Below are 18973 nucleotides of genomic sequence, written 5' to 3'. Positions count from 1 at the left end.
GGGGCGGGGGATGTCCGTGGGGGCTCGTAGACTCGGCGTGTGGACATGACCCTTCAGGACGCCCTCGTCGGGCAGGTGCTCGACGGTCGGTATCGCGTGGACGCGCGGATCGCGGCCGGCGGGATGGCGACGGTGTACCGGGCGCTGGACATGCGCCTGGACCGGGTGCTCGCGCTGAAGGTGATGCATCCCGCGCTGGCGGCCGACGGCGTCTTCGTGGAGCGGTTCATCCGCGAGGCGAAGTCCGCGGCCCGGCTCGACCATCCGAACGTGGTGCAGGTCTTCGACCAGGGCACCGACCGCACGTACGTGTACATGGCGATGGAGTACGTCGCCGGGTGCACCCTGCGTGACGTGCTGCGCGAGCGCGGCGCGCTGCGGCCGCGTGCCGCGCTGGACATCCTGGAGCCGGTGCTCGCCGCGCTCGGCGCCGCCCACCGGGCCGGTTTCGTGCACCGCGACATGAAGCCCGAGAACGTGCTGATAGGCGACGACGGACGGGTCAAGGTCGCCGACTTCGGCCTGGTCCGCTCCGTGGATACGGTGACCAGTACGACCGGCTCCGTGCTCGGCACCGTCGCCTACCTCGCCCCCGAGCAGATCGACCAGGGCACCGCCGACCCCCGCGTCGACGTGTACGCCTGCGGTGTCGTGCTCTACGAGATGCTGACCGGCGCCAAGCCGCACTCCGGGGACACTCCCGCGCAGGTGCTCTACCGGCACATCAACGAGGACGTGCCGCCGCCCTCCGCACTGGTGCCGGGGCTGGCCCCGCGGCTGGACGAACTGGTCGCCTCGGCCACCGCCCGCAACCCCGAGGTGCGCCCCCGCGACGCGGTCGCGCTGCTCGCCGAGGCCCGCGAGACCCGCGCGGCGCTGACCGAGGAGCAGCTGGACGCCGTACCGCCGGGTGCCAGGACGGTGGAGCACGAGAACGCGGAGAACCGTACGAGCGTGATCCCGCGCGCGCTCACCGTGCCCCGCCCGCTCCCCGTCAACGAGGACGGCGACGGCGTCAGCCACACCACCCGCTTCCAGGCCTCGCCCGCGGAGCCCCCGCGCCGGTCCCGGCGGCTCATGCTCACCATCGCCGTCGCCGTGCTCCTGGTGCTCGGCGCCGGCACCGGGGTCTGGTACATCAACTCCGGCCAGTTCACCAAGGTCCCGCCGCTGCTGACGAAGACCGAGGCACAGGCCCGGGACCGCCTCCAGGACGCCGGGCTGCACATCGGGAAGGTGAAGCGGGCCTACGACGACACCGTCGAGCGCGGCACCGTGATCAGCAGCGACCCGGCGCCCGGGGCCCGGATCCGGGACCATGACGCGGTGGCGCTGACCATCTCGCTCGGCCCGGAGACGGTCAAGGTGCCGGATCTGGCCGGCCTGCCGCTCGCCGAGGCCCGGCAGAAGCTCAAGGCGGCCGGTCTGGAGCCCGGCATGGTCAGTCGGGGGTTCAGCGACGACGTCGACGCGGGCGCCGTGATCTCCACCGCCCCCACATCGGGCACCGAGCGGCACGCGGGCTCGGCGATCGCGCTGACCGTCAGCAAGGGCAGCCCGATCGACGTGCCGGACGTCACCGGCGACGACCCGGCCGACGCGCGGCAGGAGCTGACGAGCGCCGGGCTCAAGGTGAAGATCGCGAGCGAGCAGGTCAACTCCGAGTACGACAAGGGCAAGGTGGCCCGGCAGAGCCCCGGCGACGGCAAGCAGGCCGCCGCGGGCGACACGGTGACGCTCACCCTGTCCAAGGGCCCGCAGATGATCGAGGTCCCGGACGTGACCGGCGACAGCGTGGACGACGCCCACCAGGCGCTGGAGGACGCCGGGTTCAAGGTCAACGACGACCGCGGAATCCTCGGGCTGTTCGGCGACACCGTGCAGAAGCAGTCCGTCGAGGGCGGGAAGAGCGCGCCCAAGGGGTCCACGATCACGATCACCATCAGGTGAGCCCGTGGCGCCCGGACGGCGAGCCGGTGACCGGGTTCACCCCCGGCGCCGGTCCGGGCGCGCCCGCGGACATGACACCCTGAACGGGTGAGTTCCGTTTCCTCGTCCCTCCCCCGGTCCCTTCCGCGCAATCCCGTCGGCGGCCATGTCCCGGTGGCCGGCGGTCTGCACTCCGTGGGGCTGTCGTACGCCCATGAGCTGAAGGCCGAGACCGTCCAGGTCTTCGTGGCCAACCCGCGCGGCTGGGCCACCCCCGTCGGGAACCCGAAGCAGGACGAGGCGTTTCGCGCGGCCTGCGCCGAGGAGTCGGTACCGGCGTATGTGCACGCCCCCTACCTGATCAACTTCGGCTCGCACACCGAGGCGACCGTGGAGAAGTCGGTGGAGTCGCTGCGGCACTCGCTGCGGCGCGGCCGGGAGATCGGCGCGCTCGGCGTGGTGGTGCACACCGGCAGCGCGACCGGCGGACGGGCCCGCGAGGTGGCCCTGAAGCAGGTGCGGGAGCACATGCTGCCGCTGCTGGACGAGCTGACGCAGGACGACGACCCGTTCCTGCTGCTGGAGTCCACGGCGGGCCAGGGTGCCTCGCTGTGCTCGCGGACCTGGGACTTCGGGCCGTACTTCGAGGCGCTGGACGCCCATCCCAAGCTGGGCGTGTGCCTGGACACCTGCCACATCTTCGCCGCCGGGCACGATCTGACCGGCCCGGCCGGCATGGACCAGACGCTCGATCTGCTGGTGGAGACCGTCGGCGAGGGGCGGCTGAAGCTGATCCACGCCAATGACTCCAAGGACGTGGTCGGCGCGCACAAGGACCGGCACGAGAACATCGGGTCCGGCCATATCGGCGAGGAGCCCTTCCGCGCCCTGCTGCGCCACCCGGCGACCGCGGGCGTCCCGCTGGTCATCGAGACCCCCGGCGGCAAGGAGGGCCACGCGGCGGACGTGGCCCGGCTCAAGCGCCTCAGGGACGGCTGACGCGAGCCTCGGGGGCCGTCACAGCTCCGGCCCCTCCCCCGGCTCCTCCTGGTAGGAGTAGCGCTGTTCCTTCCAGGGATCGCCCACGTTGTGGTACCCGCGCTCCTCCCAGAACCCGCGCCGGTCGGCCGTCATGTACTCCACGCCCCGCACCCACTTGGGCCCCTTCCAGGCGTACAGATGGGGCACGATCAGACGGACCGGGAAGCCGTGCTCGGCGGTCAGCAGCTCGCCGTCCTTGTGGGTGGCGAAGAGGGCGCGGTCGGAGAGGAAGTCCGCGAGGCGCAGATTGGAGCTGAAGCCGTACTCCGCCCAGACCATCACATGGGTGACGTCCGGGGCCGGGGGTGCCAGGTCCATGATCGCGGCGGCCGGGACCCCGCCCCACTCCGCGCCCAGCATGCTGAACTTGGTCACGCAGTGCAGATCGGCCACCACGGTGGCGTACGGCAGGGCCGTGAATTCCTCGTGGTTCCAGCCGTGCTTGTCGCCGTCGGCGGTGGCGCCGAAGACCCGGAAGTCCCAGCGCTCGGGCCGGAACTTGGGAACGGGTCCGTAGTGCGTGACCGGCCAGCCGCGCTGGAGTCGCTGCCCCGGTGGAAGCTCGGACCCTGCCACTGCTCCAGACTCTCGCTCCACCGGATGACCCATGTAACCATCCTGACAGACCTGGGGCAGTGCCCTTGACCGCCCCTCCCCGAAACGGGCAAACGCCACCAAACCTCGGCACACTTACTAAGTCCACACTTACTGGACGATCTTCGCGTCCGGTGCAATCATGCGGCCCACACCTCCCCCGATATCCGTGCGGGAGACATCCGTGTGGAAGGAGCCGCTGCGATGCAGGGCGACCCCGACGTCATCGAATTGCTCAACGAGCAGTTGACCGCCGAGCTGACGGCGATCAACCAGTACTTTCTGCACTCCAAGATCCAGGACCACCGCGGGTGGTCCAAGCTGGCGGAGTACACCCGGCGCGAGTCGTTCGACGAGATGCGGCACGCGGAGATCCTGACCGACCGCATCCTGCTGCTCGACGGGCTGCCGAACTACCAGCGGCTCTCCCACATCGAGGTGGGGCAGACGGTGACGGAGATGTTCCGGGCCGACCGGCAGATCGAGGTCGAGGCGATCGACCGGCTGCGCCGGGGCGTGCAGATCATGCGCGACAAGGACGACATCACGTCCGCGAACATCTTCGAGGCGATCCTGGCCGACGAGGAGCACCACATCGACTACCTGGACACCCAGCTGGAACTGGTCGACAAGCTGGGCGAGGCGCTGTACATCTCGACGGTGATCGAGCAGAGCCAGCCGGACCCCTCGGGGCCGGGCACCGGCAGCTTCTAGCCGGCCGGGCGGTGGGGCCTCAGGCGGCGTCGTCCAGTCGGTCGAGGGTCGCCGGGGCGCGCTGTTCGATCAGCTCCCGGCGGGGGCAGGCGCCCCGGCCGAGCAGGGCCTGGATGCGCCGTACACAGCGGCCGCAGTCCGTGCCGGCCTTGCACGCGGAGGCGATCTGGCGCGGGGTCGCGGCACCGTCCTCCGCGTGCTGCTGGACCTGGGCCTCGGTGATGCCGAAGCAGCTGCACACGTACACGCGGACTCACCTCCCGACGGGATCGCCGTAACTCTGCCGTCCCGTTCCCGGTGAGGCAAACCTAACCTTACCCGCCGCTTCGCGACCGCAAAAGGGCGAGGGGCGCGGATCGCATGTGATCCGCGCCCCAGCGCGCCTTCGGCGAAGGGATCGCCTACTGATCCCGGTACATCTCCGCGACCAGGAACGCCAGGTCGAGGGACTGGCTGCGGTTGAGCCGCGGGTCGCAGGCCGTCTCGTAGCGCTGGTGCAGGTCGTCCACAAAGATCTCGTCGCCGCCGCCGACGCACTCGGTGACGTCGTCGCCGGTCAGCTCCACATGGATGCCGCCCGGGTGGGTGCCGAGGCCCTTGTGCACCTCGAAGAAGCCCTTGACCTCGTCGAGCACATCGTCGAAGCGGCGGGTCTTGTGCCCGGAGGCCGCCTCGAAGGTGTTGCCGTGCATCGGGTCGGTCACCCAGGCCACCGTGGCGCCGGACGCCGTGACCTTCTCGACCAGCTCGGGCAGATGGTCGCGGATCTTGTCGGCGCCCATCCGGACGATGAAGGTCAGCCGGCCCGGCTCCCGGTCGGGGTCGAGGCGGTCGATGTACTTCAGCGCCTCCTCGGCCGTGGTGCTCGGGCCGAGCTTGATGCCGATCGGGTTGTTGATCTTCGAGGCGAACTCGATGTGCGCGTGGTCCAGCTGGCGGGTGCGCTCACCGATCCACACCATGTGCCCGGAGACGTCGTACAGCTTGCCGGTGCGGGAGTCGACCCGGGTCAGGGCGGACTCGTAGTCCAGCAGCAGCGCCTCGTGCGAGGAGAAGAACTCGACGGTCTTGAACTCCTCCGGGTCGGTGCCGCAGGCCCGCATGAAGTTCAGCGCGTTGTCGATCTCCCGGGCCAGCTGCTCGTAGCGCTGGCCGGAGGGGGAGGTCTTCACGAAGTCCTGGTTCCAGGCGTGCACCTGGCGCAGGTCGGCGTATCCGCCGGTGGTGAAGGCGCGCACCAGGTTCAGCGTGGACGCGGAGGCGTTGTACATCCGCTTCAGCCGCTCGGGGTCCGGGATGCGGGCGGCCTCGGTGAAGTCGAAGCCGTTGACGGAGTCGCCCCGGTAGGTCGGCAGCGTCACCCCGTCGCGGGTCTCGGTCGGCTTGGAGCGGGGCTTGGAGTACTGCCCGGCGATGCGGCCGACCTTCACCACGGGCACGGAGGCCGCGTAGGTGAGGACGGCGCCCATCTGGAGCAGCGTCTTGAGCTTCTGCCGGATCTGGTCGGCGGACACCGCGTCGAATGCCTCGGCGCAGTCGCCGCCCTGGAGGAGGAACGCCTCTCCCTTGGCGACGGCCGCCATCCGGGCGCGCAGCTGGTCGCACTCGCCCGCGAAGACGAGCGGCGGATACGACTCGAGGTCCGCGATCACTGCGCGCAGAGCCTCGGTGTCGGGGTACTCGGGCTGCTGCGCCGCGGGCAGGTCTCGCCAGGTGTTGCCAGCGCTCGCGCTGGTCTTAGCGTTCACGGTCACCTCGTACACATTACGGGGTCGTGTCCCGTGTTCCACGAGTCGCCCGGAAAATGAGACGCGATGACTGATTCGTGGACGGGTCGGGTTGGGGTAGGGTCTTTCGCATGTTCGCGCATTCCAACCAGAACTGGTGGTGGACCGCTTCTCCGGCGGCCCACTGATCGCGCGCACCCAGACTTCGCGAAGGCCGCCCGAGGGCGGCCTTCGGCGTTCTCCGGGGTCGTTCCTCTCCTTCCTCGCGGTTTCTCGCGACCGCTTCATCCGATCGAGTAGGAGACCGACCCGTGGACCTCAGGGACCTGCTGTCCGACCCCCGCCCCTTCGCCCTGCTGCGCCGCCGGGTGCCCGGCCGCGCCGAGCATCCGGTGGAGGTGCTGATCGGCCCGGTCGGCAGCCGCGACCGGCTCGCCGAGCTGCCGGACGAGTGCCTCGCCCTGGTGCCGTTCCGGCAGATCCGCGAGCGCGGCTTCGACGTCCGCGACGACGGCACCCCGCTCCTGGTGCTGACGCCCGAGGAGTCGTACGAGATCCCGCTGGACGAGGCGCTGCGGCGGCTCCCGGCGCACGAGGTCCGGGTCGAGGGCGGTGGCTTCGACGTCGGCGACGAGGAGTACGCCGGGATCGTCGGGCGGGTCCTGGAGGAGGAGATCGGCGGGGGCGAGGGCGCGAACTTCGTGATCCGGCGGACGTACGAGGGCGAGATCCCGGGGTTCGGCCGGGCGGACGCGCTGGCGCTGTTCCGGCGGCTGCTGGAGGGCGAGCGCGGGGCGTACTGGACGTTCGTGGTGCACACCGGGGACCGGACGCTGGTCGGCGCGAGTCCCGAGGCGCATGTGCGGATGTCGGGCGGCACCGTCGTGATGAACCCGATCAGCGGGACCTACCGCTATCCCGCCGAGGGGCCGACGCCGGAGCACCTGCTGGACTTCCTCGCCGACGGCAAGGAGATCGAGGAGCTGTCGATGGTGGTCGACGAGGAGCTGAAGATGATGTGCACCGTCGGCGACATGGGCGGGGTCGTCGTCGGGCCGCGGCTGAAGGAGATGGCGCATCTCGCGCACACCGAGTACGAGCTGCGCGGGAAGTCCTCCCTGGACGCCCGGGAGGTGCTGCGGGAGACCATGTTCGCGGCGACGGTCACCGGGTCGCCGGTGCAGAACGCGTGCCGGGTGATCGAGCGGCACGAGGCCGGGGGGCGCGGGTACTACGCCGGTGCGCTGGCCCTGCTCGGGCGGGACACCGGCGGCGCGCAGACCCTGGACTCCCCCATCCTGATCCGCACCGCCGACATCGGCGCGGACGGGCGGCTGCGGGTGCCGGTCGGGGCCACGCTGGTGCGCGGCTCACAGCCGGCGGGCGAGGTCGCCGAGACCCATGCCAAGGCGGCGGGCGTGCTCGCGGCCCTCGGGGTGCGGCCCGGACGGCCGCGCGCGGAGCGGGAGCTGCCCCGGCTGGCCGACGACCCCCGGGTGCGGGCCGCGCTGGACGGGCGGCGGGCCGCTCTCGCCCCGTTCTGGCTGCGGATGCAGCAGCCGGCCGCCGGGGTGAGCGGGCATGCCCTGGTGGTCGACGGCGAGGACACCTTCACCGCGATGCTGGCCCATCTGCTGCGCGCGACGGGCCTGGAGGTGACGGTACGGCGCTACGACGAGCCGGGGCTGCGGGCCGCGGTGCTCGCGCACGAGGGCCCGGTGGTGCTCGGCCCCGGCCCCGGGGACCCCTCGGACCTGGCCGATCCGAAGATGCGGTTCCTGCGGGAGCTGGCCCGGACCGTGCTGCGCGAGCACCGGCACGGGGTGCTGGGGGTGTGCCTGGGCCATGAACTGCTCGCGGCGGAGCTGGGGTTGGAGATCGTCCGCAAGGAGGTGCCGTACCAGGGGGCGCAGACGGAGATCGAGCTGTTCGGGCGCCCCGGGACCGTCGGCTTCTACAACAGCTTCACCGCCCGCTGCGACGAGGAGGCGGCGCGGGAGCTGGCGGCGCACGGGATCGAGGTGAGCCGGTCGGCGGGCGGCGAGGTGCATGCCGTACGGGGGCCCGGGTTCGCGGGGGTGCAGTTCCACCCGGAGTCGGTGCTGACGCTCGACGGGGTGGCGATCGTCGGGGAGTTGATGGGCCGGCTGCGCGGCGCGAGCGCGGTCTGAAGCCGTCGGCCGGAGGGCTGTGGGCCGCGCGTCCGGCCCACAGCCCGGTGTGTTTGCCCGGCCTCAGCCGAAGAACACCCCGACCTCCTCGTAGAGCTTCGGGTCGACCGTCTTCAGCTTGGCGGTCGCCTCGGCGAGGGGTACGCGTACGACGTCGGTGCCGCGCAGGGCGACCATCTTGCCGAAGTCGCCGTCGCGCACGCAGTCCACGGCGTGCAGCCCGAAGCGGGTGGCGAGCCAGCGGTCGAAGGCGCTGGGGGTGCCGCCGCGCTGGATGTGCCCGAGGACGGTGGTGCGGGCCTCCTTGCCGGTGCGCTTCTCGATCTCCTTGGCCAGCCACTCACCGACCCCGGACAGCCGCACATGCCCGAAGGAGTCCAGCGACTGGTCCTTGAGCACCATCTCGCCGTCCTTGGGCATCGCGCCCTCGGCGACCACCACGATCGGGGCGTACGACGCCTTGAAGCGTGAGGTGATCCAGGCGCACACCTGGTCGAGGTCGAAGCGCTGCTCGGGGATGAGGATGACGTTGGCGCCGCCGGCGAGGCCCGAGTGCAGGGCGATCCAGCCGGCGTGCCGGCCCATCACCTCGCAGACCAGGACCCGCATATGGGACTCGGCGGTGGTGTGCAGCCGGTCGATGGCCTCGGTGGCGATATTGACGGCGGTGTCGAAGCCGAAGGTGTAGTCGGTGGCGGACAGGTCGTTGTCGATGGTCTTGGGCACGCCGACGCACGGCACGCCGTACTCGCCGGACAGCCGGGCGGCGACCCCGAGGGTGTCCTCGCCGCCGATCGCGATCAGCGCCTCGACCTCCTGCTTGGCGAGGTTGTCCTTGATCCGGCGGATGCCGCCCTCGATCTTGAGGGGGTTGGTCCTGGAGGAGCCGAGGATGGTGCCGCCGCGGGGCAGGATGCCGCGCACGGCGGGGATGTCGAGGCGGACGGCGCGGCCTTCGAGGGGGCCACGCCAGCCGTCCCGGAAACCGACGAACTCGTAGTCGTAACTCTGCACGCCCTTGCGCACGATGCCCCGGATGACGGCGTTGAGCCCGGGGCAGTCGCCGCCTCCGGTCAGTACTCCGACCCGCATGGAAATGTCCCTTCACCCGCAGTGCCTGACGCTTTGTCACGCTAATGGTGATGCGCGTCACATCGGGAGAGGCGGTACGGGTGAATCGGGGGGATTTCCATGGAAGTCGGGGCACGCCCGCGGGAGTCGGGGCCGGTGCGGCGGGTGTGCCGGGCGCTACTCCTCGTCGAGGCCGCGTTCGATCGCGTACCTCACCAGCTCGACGCGGTTGTGGAGTTGGAGCTTGCCGAGGGTGTTCTGGACGTGGTTCTGCACGGTGCGGTGGGAGATGACGAGGCGTTCGGCGATCTGCTTGTAGCTCAGGCCCTTGGCGACCAGCCGCAGCACCTCCGTCTCCCGCTCGGTCAGCCGGGGCGCGCCCGGGGCGCCGGTGTCGGGCGCGGGCGCCGGTTCGGCGGCCAGCCGACGGTACTCGCCGAGGACCAGTCCGGCGAGGCCCGGGGTGAACACCGCGTCGCCGACGGCCGTACGGCGCACCGCGTCCAGCAGTTCGCCGGTGGACGCGGACTTCAGCAGATAGCCGGTCGCGCCGGACTTCACCGCCTCCAGGACATCGGCGTGCTCACCGCTCGCGGACAGCACCAGGACGCGCAACGCCGGGTTGTGCGCGACCAGTTCCTTGCACACCTGGACGCCGGGCTTGGCGGGCAGGTTGAGGTCCAGGACCAGCACCTCGGGGGCGGCGGCCTTGGCGCGGCGCACGGCCTGTTCGCCGTCGCCCGCGGTGGCGACCACCTCGAAGCCGGACTCGGCCAGGTCCCGGGCGACCGCGTCGCGCCACATGGGGTGGTCGTCCACCACCATGACCCTGATCGGGTCCTGCCGCTGTGTCATCGCCGCTCCGCCTTCTTCCCCCGCGCCGCCAGGGCGCCCTTCGGTACCTTCAGTTCGACCTCCGTGCCCTGGCCGGGCACCGAGATCAGTTCGGCGCTGCCGCCGAGGTCGCGCAGTCTGCCCCGGATGGACTGGGCGACGCCGAGCCGCCCCTCGCCCTCGGCCTCGGCGAGCCGTCCCTCGGGGATGCCGGGGCCGTCGTCCCGGACGGTGACGAGGATGTCCGCCGGTTCGTCCTCGACCAGGATCCAGGCCCGCGCGTCCTCACCCGCGTGCCTGCGCACATTGTCCAGGGCGGCGCCGACGGCCGCGGCCAGCTCCCGGGCGGCGGCCGGTGGCAGTGGGACCGGGGCGCCGGGCTCGGCCAGGTTCACCCCGTCGCGGGCGAACGGCGCGAGGAGGGTGCGCAGATCGACCGGCCCGGTGCCGTCCGGGTCCTCGTCGTAGGCCGGGTCCGCCGTCTTCGCGACCGGTACGGCGGTGTCCTCGGCGATCCGGGCGACCGGCAGCAGGCCGCCGGCGACCAGGGTGCGCAGGGCCACCTCCTGCTCCCCGGCCAGCCTGCCCAGTTCGGCCGCCTCGCCGCCGAGGGCGGTGCCGCGCCGCTTCACCATCGCGAGGACCTGGAGCACGCTGTCGTGGATGTCCCGGGCCAGCCGCTCCCGTTCCCGGGTCGCGGCCTGGATCTCCAGGGCGCGGGCGAGGGTGCGTTCGGAGGCGCGGGCCACCTCCACGACGTAGCCGATGCCGATGGAGGCCACCCAGACGAGGATCAGGCTGTGCAGGGTGTCCCGCGCGAGCTGGCCGCGCTCGACCAGGTTGGCGGCGGCCACCGCCGTGGAGGCGACGGCCGCCCAGCGCCAGCCGCCCTTGATCGCGAAGGCGAGGACGGCGCCGCCGGTCCATATCGTCGGCAGGGTGGGGCCTCCCGCGATCCGCTGATGGCTGTCGGCGAACGCGGTGAGCAGGACGCCGGCGAGGGCGATGGTCAGGTCGGCGGCGAGGAAGCCCTTGGTGCAGCTGGCCGCGCCGCGCACCCGGGGCAGGGTGGCGAGGGTCCAGACGGCGAGGACGGCGTCGTAGCCGATCGCGATCCACGGACGGGTGAACTGGTCGTACGTGGTGACGCACAGACCGAGCGCGTACAGCATGGTCAGCACGCGGTACCCGGCGAGCGCACGCCACAGCGGCAGCTCCACCGACATCCTCAGCACGCGCTCGCGCCCGGCCATCCCCCGTGCCCCCCGTAGACCCCGTGAACCCGTCGACCCCGTGCGGCTACTTGCTCTCCGCTTCCCTGGCCTTCTCCGCTTCCCTGGCCTTCTCCGCTTCCCTGGCCTTCTCCGCTTCCCTGGCCTTCTCCGCTTCCCTGGCCTTCTCCGCCTTCTCCGCTTCCTTCTCTGCTTCCTTCTCCGCCTTGTCGGCTTCCTTGGCCGCCTTCGCCGCCTCCGCGATCTGCCGCTTGGCGGCGGTCGCGTACATGTCGACGTACTCCTGGCCGGAGAGCTTCATGATCTCGTACATGACCTCGTCGGTCAGCGCGCGCAGTACGAAGCGGTCGTGCTCCATGCCCTGGTAGCGGCTGAAGTCGAGAGGCTTGCCGATCCGGATGCCGGGCCGCATCAGCTTCGGCATCACCTGGCCGGGCGGCTGGATCTTCTCGGTGTCGATCATCGCCACCGGGATCACCGGGGCACCGGTCGCGAGCGCCACCCGGGCGAGGCCCCCGGGCTTGCCCCGGTAGAGCCGGCCGTCGGGCGAGCGGGTGCCCTCGGGGTAGATGCCGAACAGCTCGCCGCGCTCCAGCACCTCGATGCCGCTCTTGATCGCGGCCTCACCGGCGCCCCGGGCACCGGAACGGTCCACCGGGAGCTGGCCGACGCCCTTGAAGAAGGCGGCGGTGAGCCGGCCCTTCACCCCGGGCGTGGTGAAGTACTCGGCCTTCGCGATGAAGGTGACCTTGCGGTCGAGCATCGTCGGCAGGAAGAACGAGTCCGAGAAGGACAGATGGTTGCTGGCCAGGATGGCCGCTCCCTCGGCCGGAATGTTCTCCAGGCCCTCCACCCAGGGCCTGAAGGCGAGCTTCAGCGGCCCTCCGATGGCGACCTTCATCGTGCCGTACAACACCCGTGTGCCTCCCGTTTCCGTCGAACAGACCTTAACCCCCTGGACCGTCAAAGCACCCGACGGCCCTGGTCGGTGTCCGTGCGGTCGCGTACGGTGAAGCACATCCGCGTGTTCTCTCCACGCCCCGGCCGATGGCGGCGGGGCCCTTCCCCAGGAACAGGAGCGTCGAAGGTGCCGGTTCTCCCTGGAGCCGAGCCGTACCGCCACTCCGGCGGCGAGGTGGGCGTCCTCTTCTGTCACGGCTTCACCGGCTCGCCGCAGTCACTGCGTCCCTGGGCGGAGCACCACGCCGCGCACGGCCTGACGGTGTCGCTGCCCCTGCTGCCGGGACACGGCACGCGCTGGGAGGACATGCAGCTCACGGGCTGGCAGGACTGGTACGCGGAGGTGGACCGCGAGCTGCGGCTGCTGTCCGAGCGCTGTTCCCAGGTGTTCGTCGCGGGCCTGTCGATGGGCGGCGCCCTCGCGCTGCGGCTGGCCGCCCTGCACGGCGAGCGGATCAGCGGCGTGGTCGTCGTCAACCCGGCGAACAAGGTCCACGGCCTGTCCGCGTACGCGCTGCCCGTGGCCCGGCATCTGGTGCGGTCCACCAAGGGCATCGCCAGTGACATCGCCAAGGGCGGCGTGGCCGAGACGGGTTACGACCGGGTGCCGCTGCACGCGGCGCATTCGCTGCGCCGGTTCCTGCGCCGCCTCGACGGTGAGCTGCCCCGGATCGACCAGCCGCTGCTGCTGCTGCGCAGCGCCCAGGACCATGTCGTACCGGCCGTCGACTCGGCCCGGGTGCTGGAGCGGATCTCGTCCGCCGATGTCCGGGAGATCGTGCTGGAACACAGCTACCACGTCGCGACGTTGGATGTGGACGCGGACCGGATCTTCGAGGAGAGCCTCGGTTTCATCGGCCGGCTCGCACCGATTCCGGGCAAGGAAGGGACGGCCGCAGTTGGCTGAGCACGATCCGGGTCCCGAGGGCCGCGAGGACCGGGAGGACCGGGAACCGGAGGAGAACGGGCTGCGTTTCGACGAGGACGCCGCCTGGCGGGCCATCGTGGCCGGATACGGCGAGGAGCCGCCGGACCCGCCGGGAGCCAAGCCCTTCAAGCCGGTGGAGGACCTGGCGCTGCTGGAGAAGGACGCGCTGCTGGAGAAGCTGGAGAAGGACGCCGCGGCGCACGGGGGCGACGACGGCGAGAAGGACGACGGCAAGAAGAAGGAGAAGGAGGAGCCGCGGCCCGCCCGGCCGCTGGGCAGCTCCATCTCCTTCGCGCCCGGTGTCGGCCCCCGCGACCACCGTGCGCCGGAGCCGTCCGAGGACGACTTCGACGGGGACGACGAGGGCCACTTCGTGCCGCCCGAGCCGCCGCCGCTGGACACCGGCGACACCACGTCGAAGTTCGCCTGGCTCGGCGTGGTCGGCGGCCCGATCCTGCTGCTGGTGGCGGTGCTGCTCGGCTGGGACATGACCTGGTGGCTGACGACCCTCGGCATCGGCGGCTTCCTCGGCGGCTTCGCGACGCTGGTGGCGCGGATGCGGACCGACGAGGACGACGACGATGATCCGGGCCGGGGGGCCGTGGTCTAGCCGGGGCCGGGGCCGGCTCGAAGACTCGGTCCGGTCGGGGCCGTGGTCCGGCCGGAGCCCGGGAGCCTGGGCTAGAGGGCTTGGCCGGGTTCGGGTTCCTGTGCGGCGGCCGGGATGCGCAGGGCGGCCAGGACCGGGAGGTGGTCCGTGGCGGCGGTCAGGTCGGCGCGGGTGATACCCGGCAGGTCCTCCGGGACCCCGCAGCCGAGGACCTCGATGCCCTTGGTGGCGAACACCGCGTCGATACGCCGCGCCGGCCCGCCCCGCGTCCAGGTCTCCTCGCCGCCCCAGGGGGCCGCCGCCCGGCAGTCCTGAAGGGCACCGGCGAGCAGGGCGAAGGTGCGGCCGTCGGGGCCCTCGTTCAGATCGCCGCCCACCAGGGCGTGCTCCACACCGAGTCCGTCGAGCCGGTCGAGGAGCAGCCCGCCCTGGGCGTACCGCTCGGTGCCGTCGAGGCTGAGATGGCAGCTGATCACCCCGAGCCGGGCACCGCCGATACGGACCACCGCGGTGGCGAGACCGCGCCGGTGCAGTCCGCGGGTGAGCGGCAGCAGGACGTCCTCGGTGCGCTCCACGATGGCGCGCAGCGAGCACAGGATCGCGGGTCCCGCCGTGGTGCCGCCGCCGGTGAGGACGACGAGACCACTGGCCCCGGCGAGCCGCGCGAGCTTCTTGCGCCAGCGGAAGAACCGGGGCGCCTCCTGGAGGAGGACCAGGTCCGGCGCGCAGGCGGTGATCACCCGGGCGAGGGCGTCGGTGTCGTCGCGCAGGGAGCGGATGTTGTAGCTCAGCACACGGACGACGGCTGAACCATCGGGTTCTGTGTGGGAGTTGGGGAGCGGCGCCATGTGGATCAATGTACGCCCAGGGGGGTGGGTGCGCGGCAGCCGGTTCATGGTGGCCGGCCGCGCCCCGAGGTGGGTGGGTCCACCCCCCTCACCAGCGATCGCTACATGATCGGATCGGGCTCACGGGCCAGGTCCGCCGCGCCGACCATGCCCGCCTTGTTGCCGAGCTGCGCCGCGATCACATCGGCGACGGGACGCCAGTTCCCGCCCACCAGCCACCGCTTGTACGACTTGCGGATCGGGTCCAGGACCAGCTCGCCCTCGTCGGAGAGGCCGCCGCCGACGATGAAGGCGGACGGGTCGAAGAGGGAGGCCAGGTCGGCGAGTCCGGCGCCGGCCCAGCGGGCCAGCTCGCGGTAGGAGTCGACGGCCACCGGGTCGCCCTGCCGGGCGGCCATGGAGATGTGCTTGCCCTCGATGCCGTCCGGGGTGCCGTCGCCGAGCGAGAGCAGCACCTCCGCGTTCTCGGGCGTGGCGTTGGCGCGCTGCTTGGCGTACCGGACCAGGGCGCGCCCGGAGGCGTACTGCTCCCAGCAGCCCTGCGAGCCGCAGCCGCAGAGCAGGCCGTCCGGGACCATCCGGATGTGGCCGAACTCGGCGGCCACGCCGAAGTGGCCGCGGCGCAGCTTGTTGCCGATGATGATGCCGCCGCCGAGGCCGGTGCCGAGGGTGATGCAGATGACGTTGCGGTGGCCCTTGCCGGCGCCGAACTTGTACTCGCCCCAGGCGGCGGCGTTGGCGTCGTTCTCGACCACGACGGGGAGGCCGGTGCGGGCCTCGACCTTCTCCTTGAGCGGCTCGTTGCGCCAGTCGATATTGGGGGCGAAGTAGACGGTGGAGCGCTGCCGGTTGACGTAACCGGCCGCACCGATGCCCACGCCGACGATCTCGTGCCCGGCACGCGCGCCCTCCACCGCGGAGGCGATGGCGTCCACGATGGCCTCGGGCGTGGTGGGGGTCGGCACCTTGAAGGTCGAGAGGATGTTGCCTTCCTCGTCGACCACGCCGGCCGCGATCTTGGTGCCGCCGATGTCGACGCCGATGGTGAGTCCCATGAATCCCTCAGTTCGGTCGAGCCCCGCTACGGCCAACCGTACCCGAGGCCCTTGCGGGCGAGGGTTTCAGTCCAGGTCGATGCGCTCTCCGGAGCCGGTCCCCTCACCCCGGTCGCGCCCCTTGCCGCCGTCGTCCTCGCGCTCCTTGCGCCACTCGTCCGCGACGTCGTCAGGACCGGCGGTCCAGCGCTGCTCCTGGGACTGGACGGCGGAGCGGTAGGCGGCGAGCAGTTCGCTGCCGGCGGCGGCGAGATGGTCGAAGACGCCGGGGTTGCGCTCGATGACGGGTTCGACGGCGGCCTTCGCCTGCTGGACGACCTGCTTGACCATCTGCTGGGCCGCGGGTCCGGCGAGGGCACCGAGGGGGGACTGGAGGCCGGACAGCTTGTCGGCCACCGAGTCCACGAGCTTCTTCAGTTCGTCGGCGGCGGAACCGGGGGGCGGCCCGTAGGTGGTGCGGCGACGGGCCTTCTCGGCCTCCAGGTCCTCGGCGCAGGCCGTGGCCCAGGCGTCGGCGTCGCTCACCCGCGGCTCCTCGTGCGGTTCGGCGGGGCGCTCTTCGCTCATGGCGGACTCCTGACTGCGGTACGCCCTTACGTATACGACGTTACCCGAACAGCGGTGACCCGTTCACCGTGCGGCGGCGGGCCACAGTCCGGGGTCCGGGGCGAAGCGCACCCGCAGCTCGCCCTCGCGCAGACCGGCGCCGGAGACGGTGCAGCGGCGCAGCGCGGAGGGCAGGGAGACGATCCGCCGGAAGGCGCTCGCGGTGATCACCAGTTCGTCGCCGCGCCGGATCAGATCGAGTTCCTCCCGTATGGCGCCGGGCAGCGGGATGTGCCAGACCAGCACCCCGTCCTCGGCGATCCGGTCGGCGACGGGCCACTCGACGGGGCGGTCCGCGCCGGTGACGGCGGGTACGCCGAGGGCGGCGAGGTCGTCCGGGGAGCCGGGGTCGCGGCCGAGGTGCGGCACGGCGTGCACCTCGTACTCGCCCTCGCCCGCCCACTCCCGGAGCGCCTTGCGCTGCTGGGCGACCAGGCCCGCGAGCCAGGTGTCGGGGGTGGTGTCGGGCAGCACGCGGTTGGCGACCAGGGCCTCGGTGCGCAGACCGCGCAGGGCGAGGCCGAGCCGGGCGGTGCGCACCGCGTCCACGGCGGCCGGGGTGGGTTCGGCGACGAGGCGTACGGCGGTGTCGCGGTCGGTGAGTACGGCCTCCACGGCGGCCAGTTCCACGTCCCAGCGCCCGGCCGTCTCGTACAGCCAGTCGGCGGGCATGGGGACACCGGCGAGCCGGCCGAGCACGGGGCGCAGGGCGCGGGCGGCCTGGCGCTCGGGGGGCAGCAGGCGGCGCAGATAGCGGCGCAGTTCCTCGGGGAGGGCGAGCAGGGCGAGGGCCCCGGGCAGCGGTGGCAGGTCCACGACGAGCAGGTCGTACCGCTCGGAGAGCGCGGCGTCGCGCAGGGCGCGCAGGAACGTCAGCTCCTCGGCGCCGGGCAGCGGGGTGACCTCCTCGGCGTCCAGGCGGGAGGCGCCGAGCAGATCGAGGACGCCGGCGGCGCGCTGCTGGAACTCGGCGAGGTCCTGGCGGAAGCCGGCGGTGGCGTCGGGGCGCCAGGCGGTGAGCCGGGGCTCGATCTCCACGGGCCGGGCCCCGGTCGGCGTCCCCAGCACCGCGCCGGGGGTGTCCGGGCGCTCCGCGCTCAGCAACAAGGTCCGACTGCCCTCGCGGGCGGCGCGCAGCGCGGTGGCGGCGGCGACGGTCGTCCGCCCGCTGCCACCGGGCCCCGTGATCAGGATGGTCCGCATGAGTCCGAACGGTAACGGACACTCCGTGGGGGGTGTCGCGGTGAGGGGACCGGTGTCAGGGGGTCTCGACGCGCTTCTTCAGGCCCGCCAGGGCACGGTCGATGATGACCTTCTCCGCCTTGCGCTTGATCATGCCGAGCATGGGGATCTTGACGTCGACGGTGAGCCGGTACGTGACCTCGGTGCCGCCCTGTCCCGCCGGCGCCAGCAGATAGGACCCGTCGAGCGAACGCAGCATCTGGGACTTGACCAGCGTCCAGGAGACCTCGTTGTCACCGGCCCAGGTGTACGCGAGCGTCTGGTCGTCCTTGATCGCACCGGCGTCCATGACGAGCCGTACCTCCTGGGCACGTCCCCGCTCGTCGGTCTTGAGGATCTCCGCCTCCTTCACCTCACCGGTCCAGTCCGGGTAGCGGGCGAAGTCGGCGATCACCGCCATGACGTCGGCCGGAGCCGCCTCGATCGTGATGCTCGAACTGGTGTGTTCCGCCATCGCCGTGGCTCCTCCAGATGCGGACCGAAGAGACTCTTGCCGTGCGCCACTGCGCACGTGTGTGCAGCGTGAAGGCTACCGTGCGCCCGCTTCAGCCCCGTCCTCGCCCCATCACCACTGAAGGGCCCGTCACCACTGAAGGGCCCACGGCCGCCCGCTCCCCGCGAAGTGCCCCACGTTCACACACTCCGTCGCCCCGATACGCATCCTGCGCGCCAGCGGCTGGTGGACGTGCCCGAAGAGCGAATACCGGGGCCGGGTACGCCGGATGGCGTCCAGCAGCGCCCGGCTCCCCCGCTCGAAACGGCGCGCGACGGTGTCGTAGACCAGCTCCGGCATCTCCGGCGGGATGTGTGTGCACAGCACGTCGACCTCGCCGACGGCCTCGATCTTCGCGGCGTACTCCTCGTCGGAGATCTCGTACGGCGTCCGCATGGGCGTGCGCAGCCCCCCGCCGACGAAGCCGAACGTCCATCCGCCGATCTCCACCCGCTGCGCGTCGAGGACGGTGACACCGGGACCGGCGTATTCCGGCCACAGCTGCGGCATGTCGACATTGCCGTAGGTGGCGTACGTCGGGGTGGGGAACGCGGCGAAGAGTTCGGCGTACTGCTTGCGCACCGCCTTCTCGATGGCGGTGAAGCGGTCGCCCTCGATCCCGCCCCACAGCTCGGCGCCGAAGGCGCGGGCCTCCTCGAAGCGCCGGGCGGTGCGCAGCTCCACGATGCGGTCGGCGTTCGCCTCCCCGAACAGGTCGGGGAAGATGCCGCGCGAGTGGTCGGCGTAGTCGAGGAAGAGCACCAGATCGCCCAGGCAGATCAGGGCATCGGCACCCTCGCCGGCCCGCGCCAGGTCCCGGGCGTTGCCGTGCACATCGCTGACCACATGGACGCGATGGCGGCTGCTTCGAGGGGGTGTGGATGCCATGGCGATCAAGCGTAGGCGTGTGTGTCGCAG

The 18973-nt window shown here is 71.8% G+C and carries 20 protein-coding genes; 7 read left to right on the top strand and 13 right to left on the bottom strand.

All coding sequences use genetic code 11. The features are described 5' to 3' along the window. The first annotated feature begins 39 nt into the window (after nt 1–39). Entirely contained in the window at nt 40–1950 is a 1911-nt protein-coding gene (gene pknB, locus AB0N90_RS08855; protein WP_365194200.1) for a Stk1 family PASTA domain-containing Ser/Thr kinase, read from the top strand. A gap of 87 nt (nt 1951–2037) precedes the next feature. Beyond that, nucleotides 2038–2928, top strand: a complete 891-nt coding sequence (locus AB0N90_RS08850) for a deoxyribonuclease IV (RefSeq protein WP_365194198.1) — start codon at nt 2038–2040, stop codon at nt 2926–2928. Nucleotides 2929–2946: 18 nt separating this feature from the next. Here AB0N90_RS08850 and AB0N90_RS08845 read toward each other — a convergent pair whose 3' ends face one another. After that, nucleotides 2947–3579 (bottom strand): sulfite oxidase-like oxidoreductase, encoded by a 633-nt coding sequence (locus AB0N90_RS08845; protein ID WP_365194195.1) that lies wholly within the window; start codon nt 3577–3579, stop codon nt 2947–2949. A 189-nt stretch (nt 3580–3768) separates the two neighbouring features. On the opposite strand from AB0N90_RS08845, the gene bfr reads away from it, so the two are divergent. After that, a complete protein-coding gene (gene bfr / locus AB0N90_RS08840; protein ID WP_085564330.1) occupies nt 3769–4278 on the top strand; it encodes a bacterioferritin in 510 nt (169 codons plus the stop codon). 19 nt (nt 4279–4297) lie between these two features. Here bfr and AB0N90_RS08835 read toward each other — a convergent pair whose 3' ends face one another. Both AB0N90_RS08835 and AB0N90_RS08830 read right to left on the bottom strand, forming a co-directional pair. Then, a complete protein-coding gene (locus AB0N90_RS08835; RefSeq protein ID WP_085564331.1) occupies nt 4298–4525 on the bottom strand; it encodes a bacterioferritin-associated ferredoxin in 228 nt (75 codons plus the stop codon). Nucleotides 4526–4679: 154 nt separating this feature from the next. After that, the gene (locus tag AB0N90_RS08830; protein ID WP_085568470.1) at nt 4680–6032 is read right to left on the bottom strand and encodes a class II 3-deoxy-7-phosphoheptulonate synthase; all 1353 of its coding nucleotides are present in this window, start codon (nt 6030–6032) and stop codon (nt 4680–4682) included. Between the two features lie 104 nt (nt 6033–6136). On the opposite strand from AB0N90_RS08830, the gene AB0N90_RS08825 reads away from it, so the two are divergent. Further along, nucleotides 6137–6193: a trp operon leader peptide gene (locus AB0N90_RS08825; RefSeq protein WP_073943045.1), complete on the top strand. Its 57-nt coding sequence runs from the start codon at nt 6137–6139 to the stop codon at nt 6191–6193. A gap of 123 nt (nt 6194–6316) precedes the next feature. Further along, a complete protein-coding gene (locus tag AB0N90_RS08820; protein ID WP_365194193.1) occupies nt 6317–8176 on the top strand; it encodes an anthranilate synthase family protein in 1860 nt (619 codons plus the stop codon). A gap of 63 nt (nt 8177–8239) precedes the next feature. Here AB0N90_RS08820 and AB0N90_RS08815 read toward each other — a convergent pair whose 3' ends face one another. From AB0N90_RS08815 to AB0N90_RS08800, 4 genes are all read right to left on the bottom strand, one after another. Further along, a complete protein-coding gene (locus AB0N90_RS08815) occupies nt 8240–9268 on the bottom strand; it encodes a 6-phosphofructokinase (protein ID WP_085564333.1) in 1029 nt (342 codons plus the stop codon). A 156-nt stretch (nt 9269–9424) separates the two neighbouring features. Beyond that, nucleotides 9425–10102, bottom strand: a complete 678-nt coding sequence (locus tag AB0N90_RS08810; RefSeq protein WP_365194190.1) for a response regulator transcription factor — start codon at nt 10100–10102, stop codon at nt 9425–9427. After that, the gene (locus AB0N90_RS08805) at nt 10099–11334 is read right to left on the bottom strand and encodes a DUF5931 domain-containing protein (protein WP_365194188.1); all 1236 of its coding nucleotides are present in this window, start codon (nt 11332–11334) and stop codon (nt 10099–10101) included. The genes AB0N90_RS08810 and AB0N90_RS08805 overlap by 4 nt, the downstream gene beginning before the upstream one ends. A gap of 46 nt (nt 11335–11380) precedes the next feature. After that, entirely contained in the window at nt 11381–12214 is an 834-nt protein-coding gene (locus AB0N90_RS08800; RefSeq protein ID WP_365194736.1) for a lysophospholipid acyltransferase family protein, read from the bottom strand. Between the two features lie 186 nt (nt 12215–12400). Between AB0N90_RS08800 and AB0N90_RS08795 the strand changes: the two genes are divergently transcribed. Together AB0N90_RS08795 and AB0N90_RS08790 are read left to right on the top strand one after the other, a co-directional pair. Then, nucleotides 12401–13180: an alpha/beta fold hydrolase gene (locus AB0N90_RS08795; protein WP_365194185.1), complete on the top strand. Its 780-nt coding sequence runs from the start codon at nt 12401–12403 to the stop codon at nt 13178–13180. Then, complete coding sequence (locus tag AB0N90_RS08790) at nt 13173–13811, top strand: hypothetical protein (RefSeq protein WP_365194182.1); 639 nt, start codon at nt 13173–13175, stop codon at nt 13809–13811. Before AB0N90_RS08795 ends, AB0N90_RS08790 begins: the two co-directional genes overlap by 8 nt. 71 nt (nt 13812–13882) lie before the next feature. On the opposite strand, the gene AB0N90_RS08785 is transcribed toward AB0N90_RS08790, so the two are convergent. The 6 genes from AB0N90_RS08785 to AB0N90_RS08760 form a co-directional block, all read right to left on the bottom strand. After that, entirely contained in the window at nt 13883–14659 is a 777-nt protein-coding gene (locus AB0N90_RS08785; RefSeq protein ID WP_365194179.1) for an endonuclease/exonuclease/phosphatase family protein, read from the bottom strand. 101 nt (nt 14660–14760) lie between these two features. Further along, nucleotides 14761–15714, bottom strand: coding sequence for an ROK family glucokinase (locus AB0N90_RS08780; protein WP_037653011.1), 954 nt, complete (start codon nt 15712–15714; stop codon nt 14761–14763). 66 nt (nt 15715–15780) lie between these two features. Then, nucleotides 15781–16281, bottom strand: a complete 501-nt coding sequence (locus AB0N90_RS08775; protein ID WP_365194177.1) for a DUF5304 domain-containing protein — start codon at nt 16279–16281, stop codon at nt 15781–15783. Between the two features lie 63 nt (nt 16282–16344). Next, nucleotides 16345–17523, bottom strand: coding sequence for an ArsA-related P-loop ATPase (locus tag AB0N90_RS08770; RefSeq protein WP_365194175.1), 1179 nt, complete (start codon nt 17521–17523; stop codon nt 16345–16347). Nucleotides 17524–17578: 55 nt separating this feature from the next. Beyond that, on the bottom strand, nt 17579–18016 hold the full coding sequence (locus AB0N90_RS08765; RefSeq protein ID WP_361671113.1) for an SRPBCC family protein: 438 nt from the start codon (nt 18014–18016) through the stop codon (nt 17579–17581). Between the two features lie 129 nt (nt 18017–18145). Beyond that, nucleotides 18146–18943, bottom strand: coding sequence for a metallophosphoesterase (locus AB0N90_RS08760; protein ID WP_365194172.1), 798 nt, complete (start codon nt 18941–18943; stop codon nt 18146–18148). Nucleotides 18944–18973 lie beyond the last annotated feature (30 nt).

This window comes from Streptomyces sp. NPDC093018, assembly GCF_040684035.1.
GTDB lineage: Bacteria > Actinomycetota > Actinomycetes > Streptomycetales > Streptomycetaceae > Streptomyces > Streptomyces murinus.
This window is presented reverse-complemented; position numbering and strand designations above follow the sequence as displayed.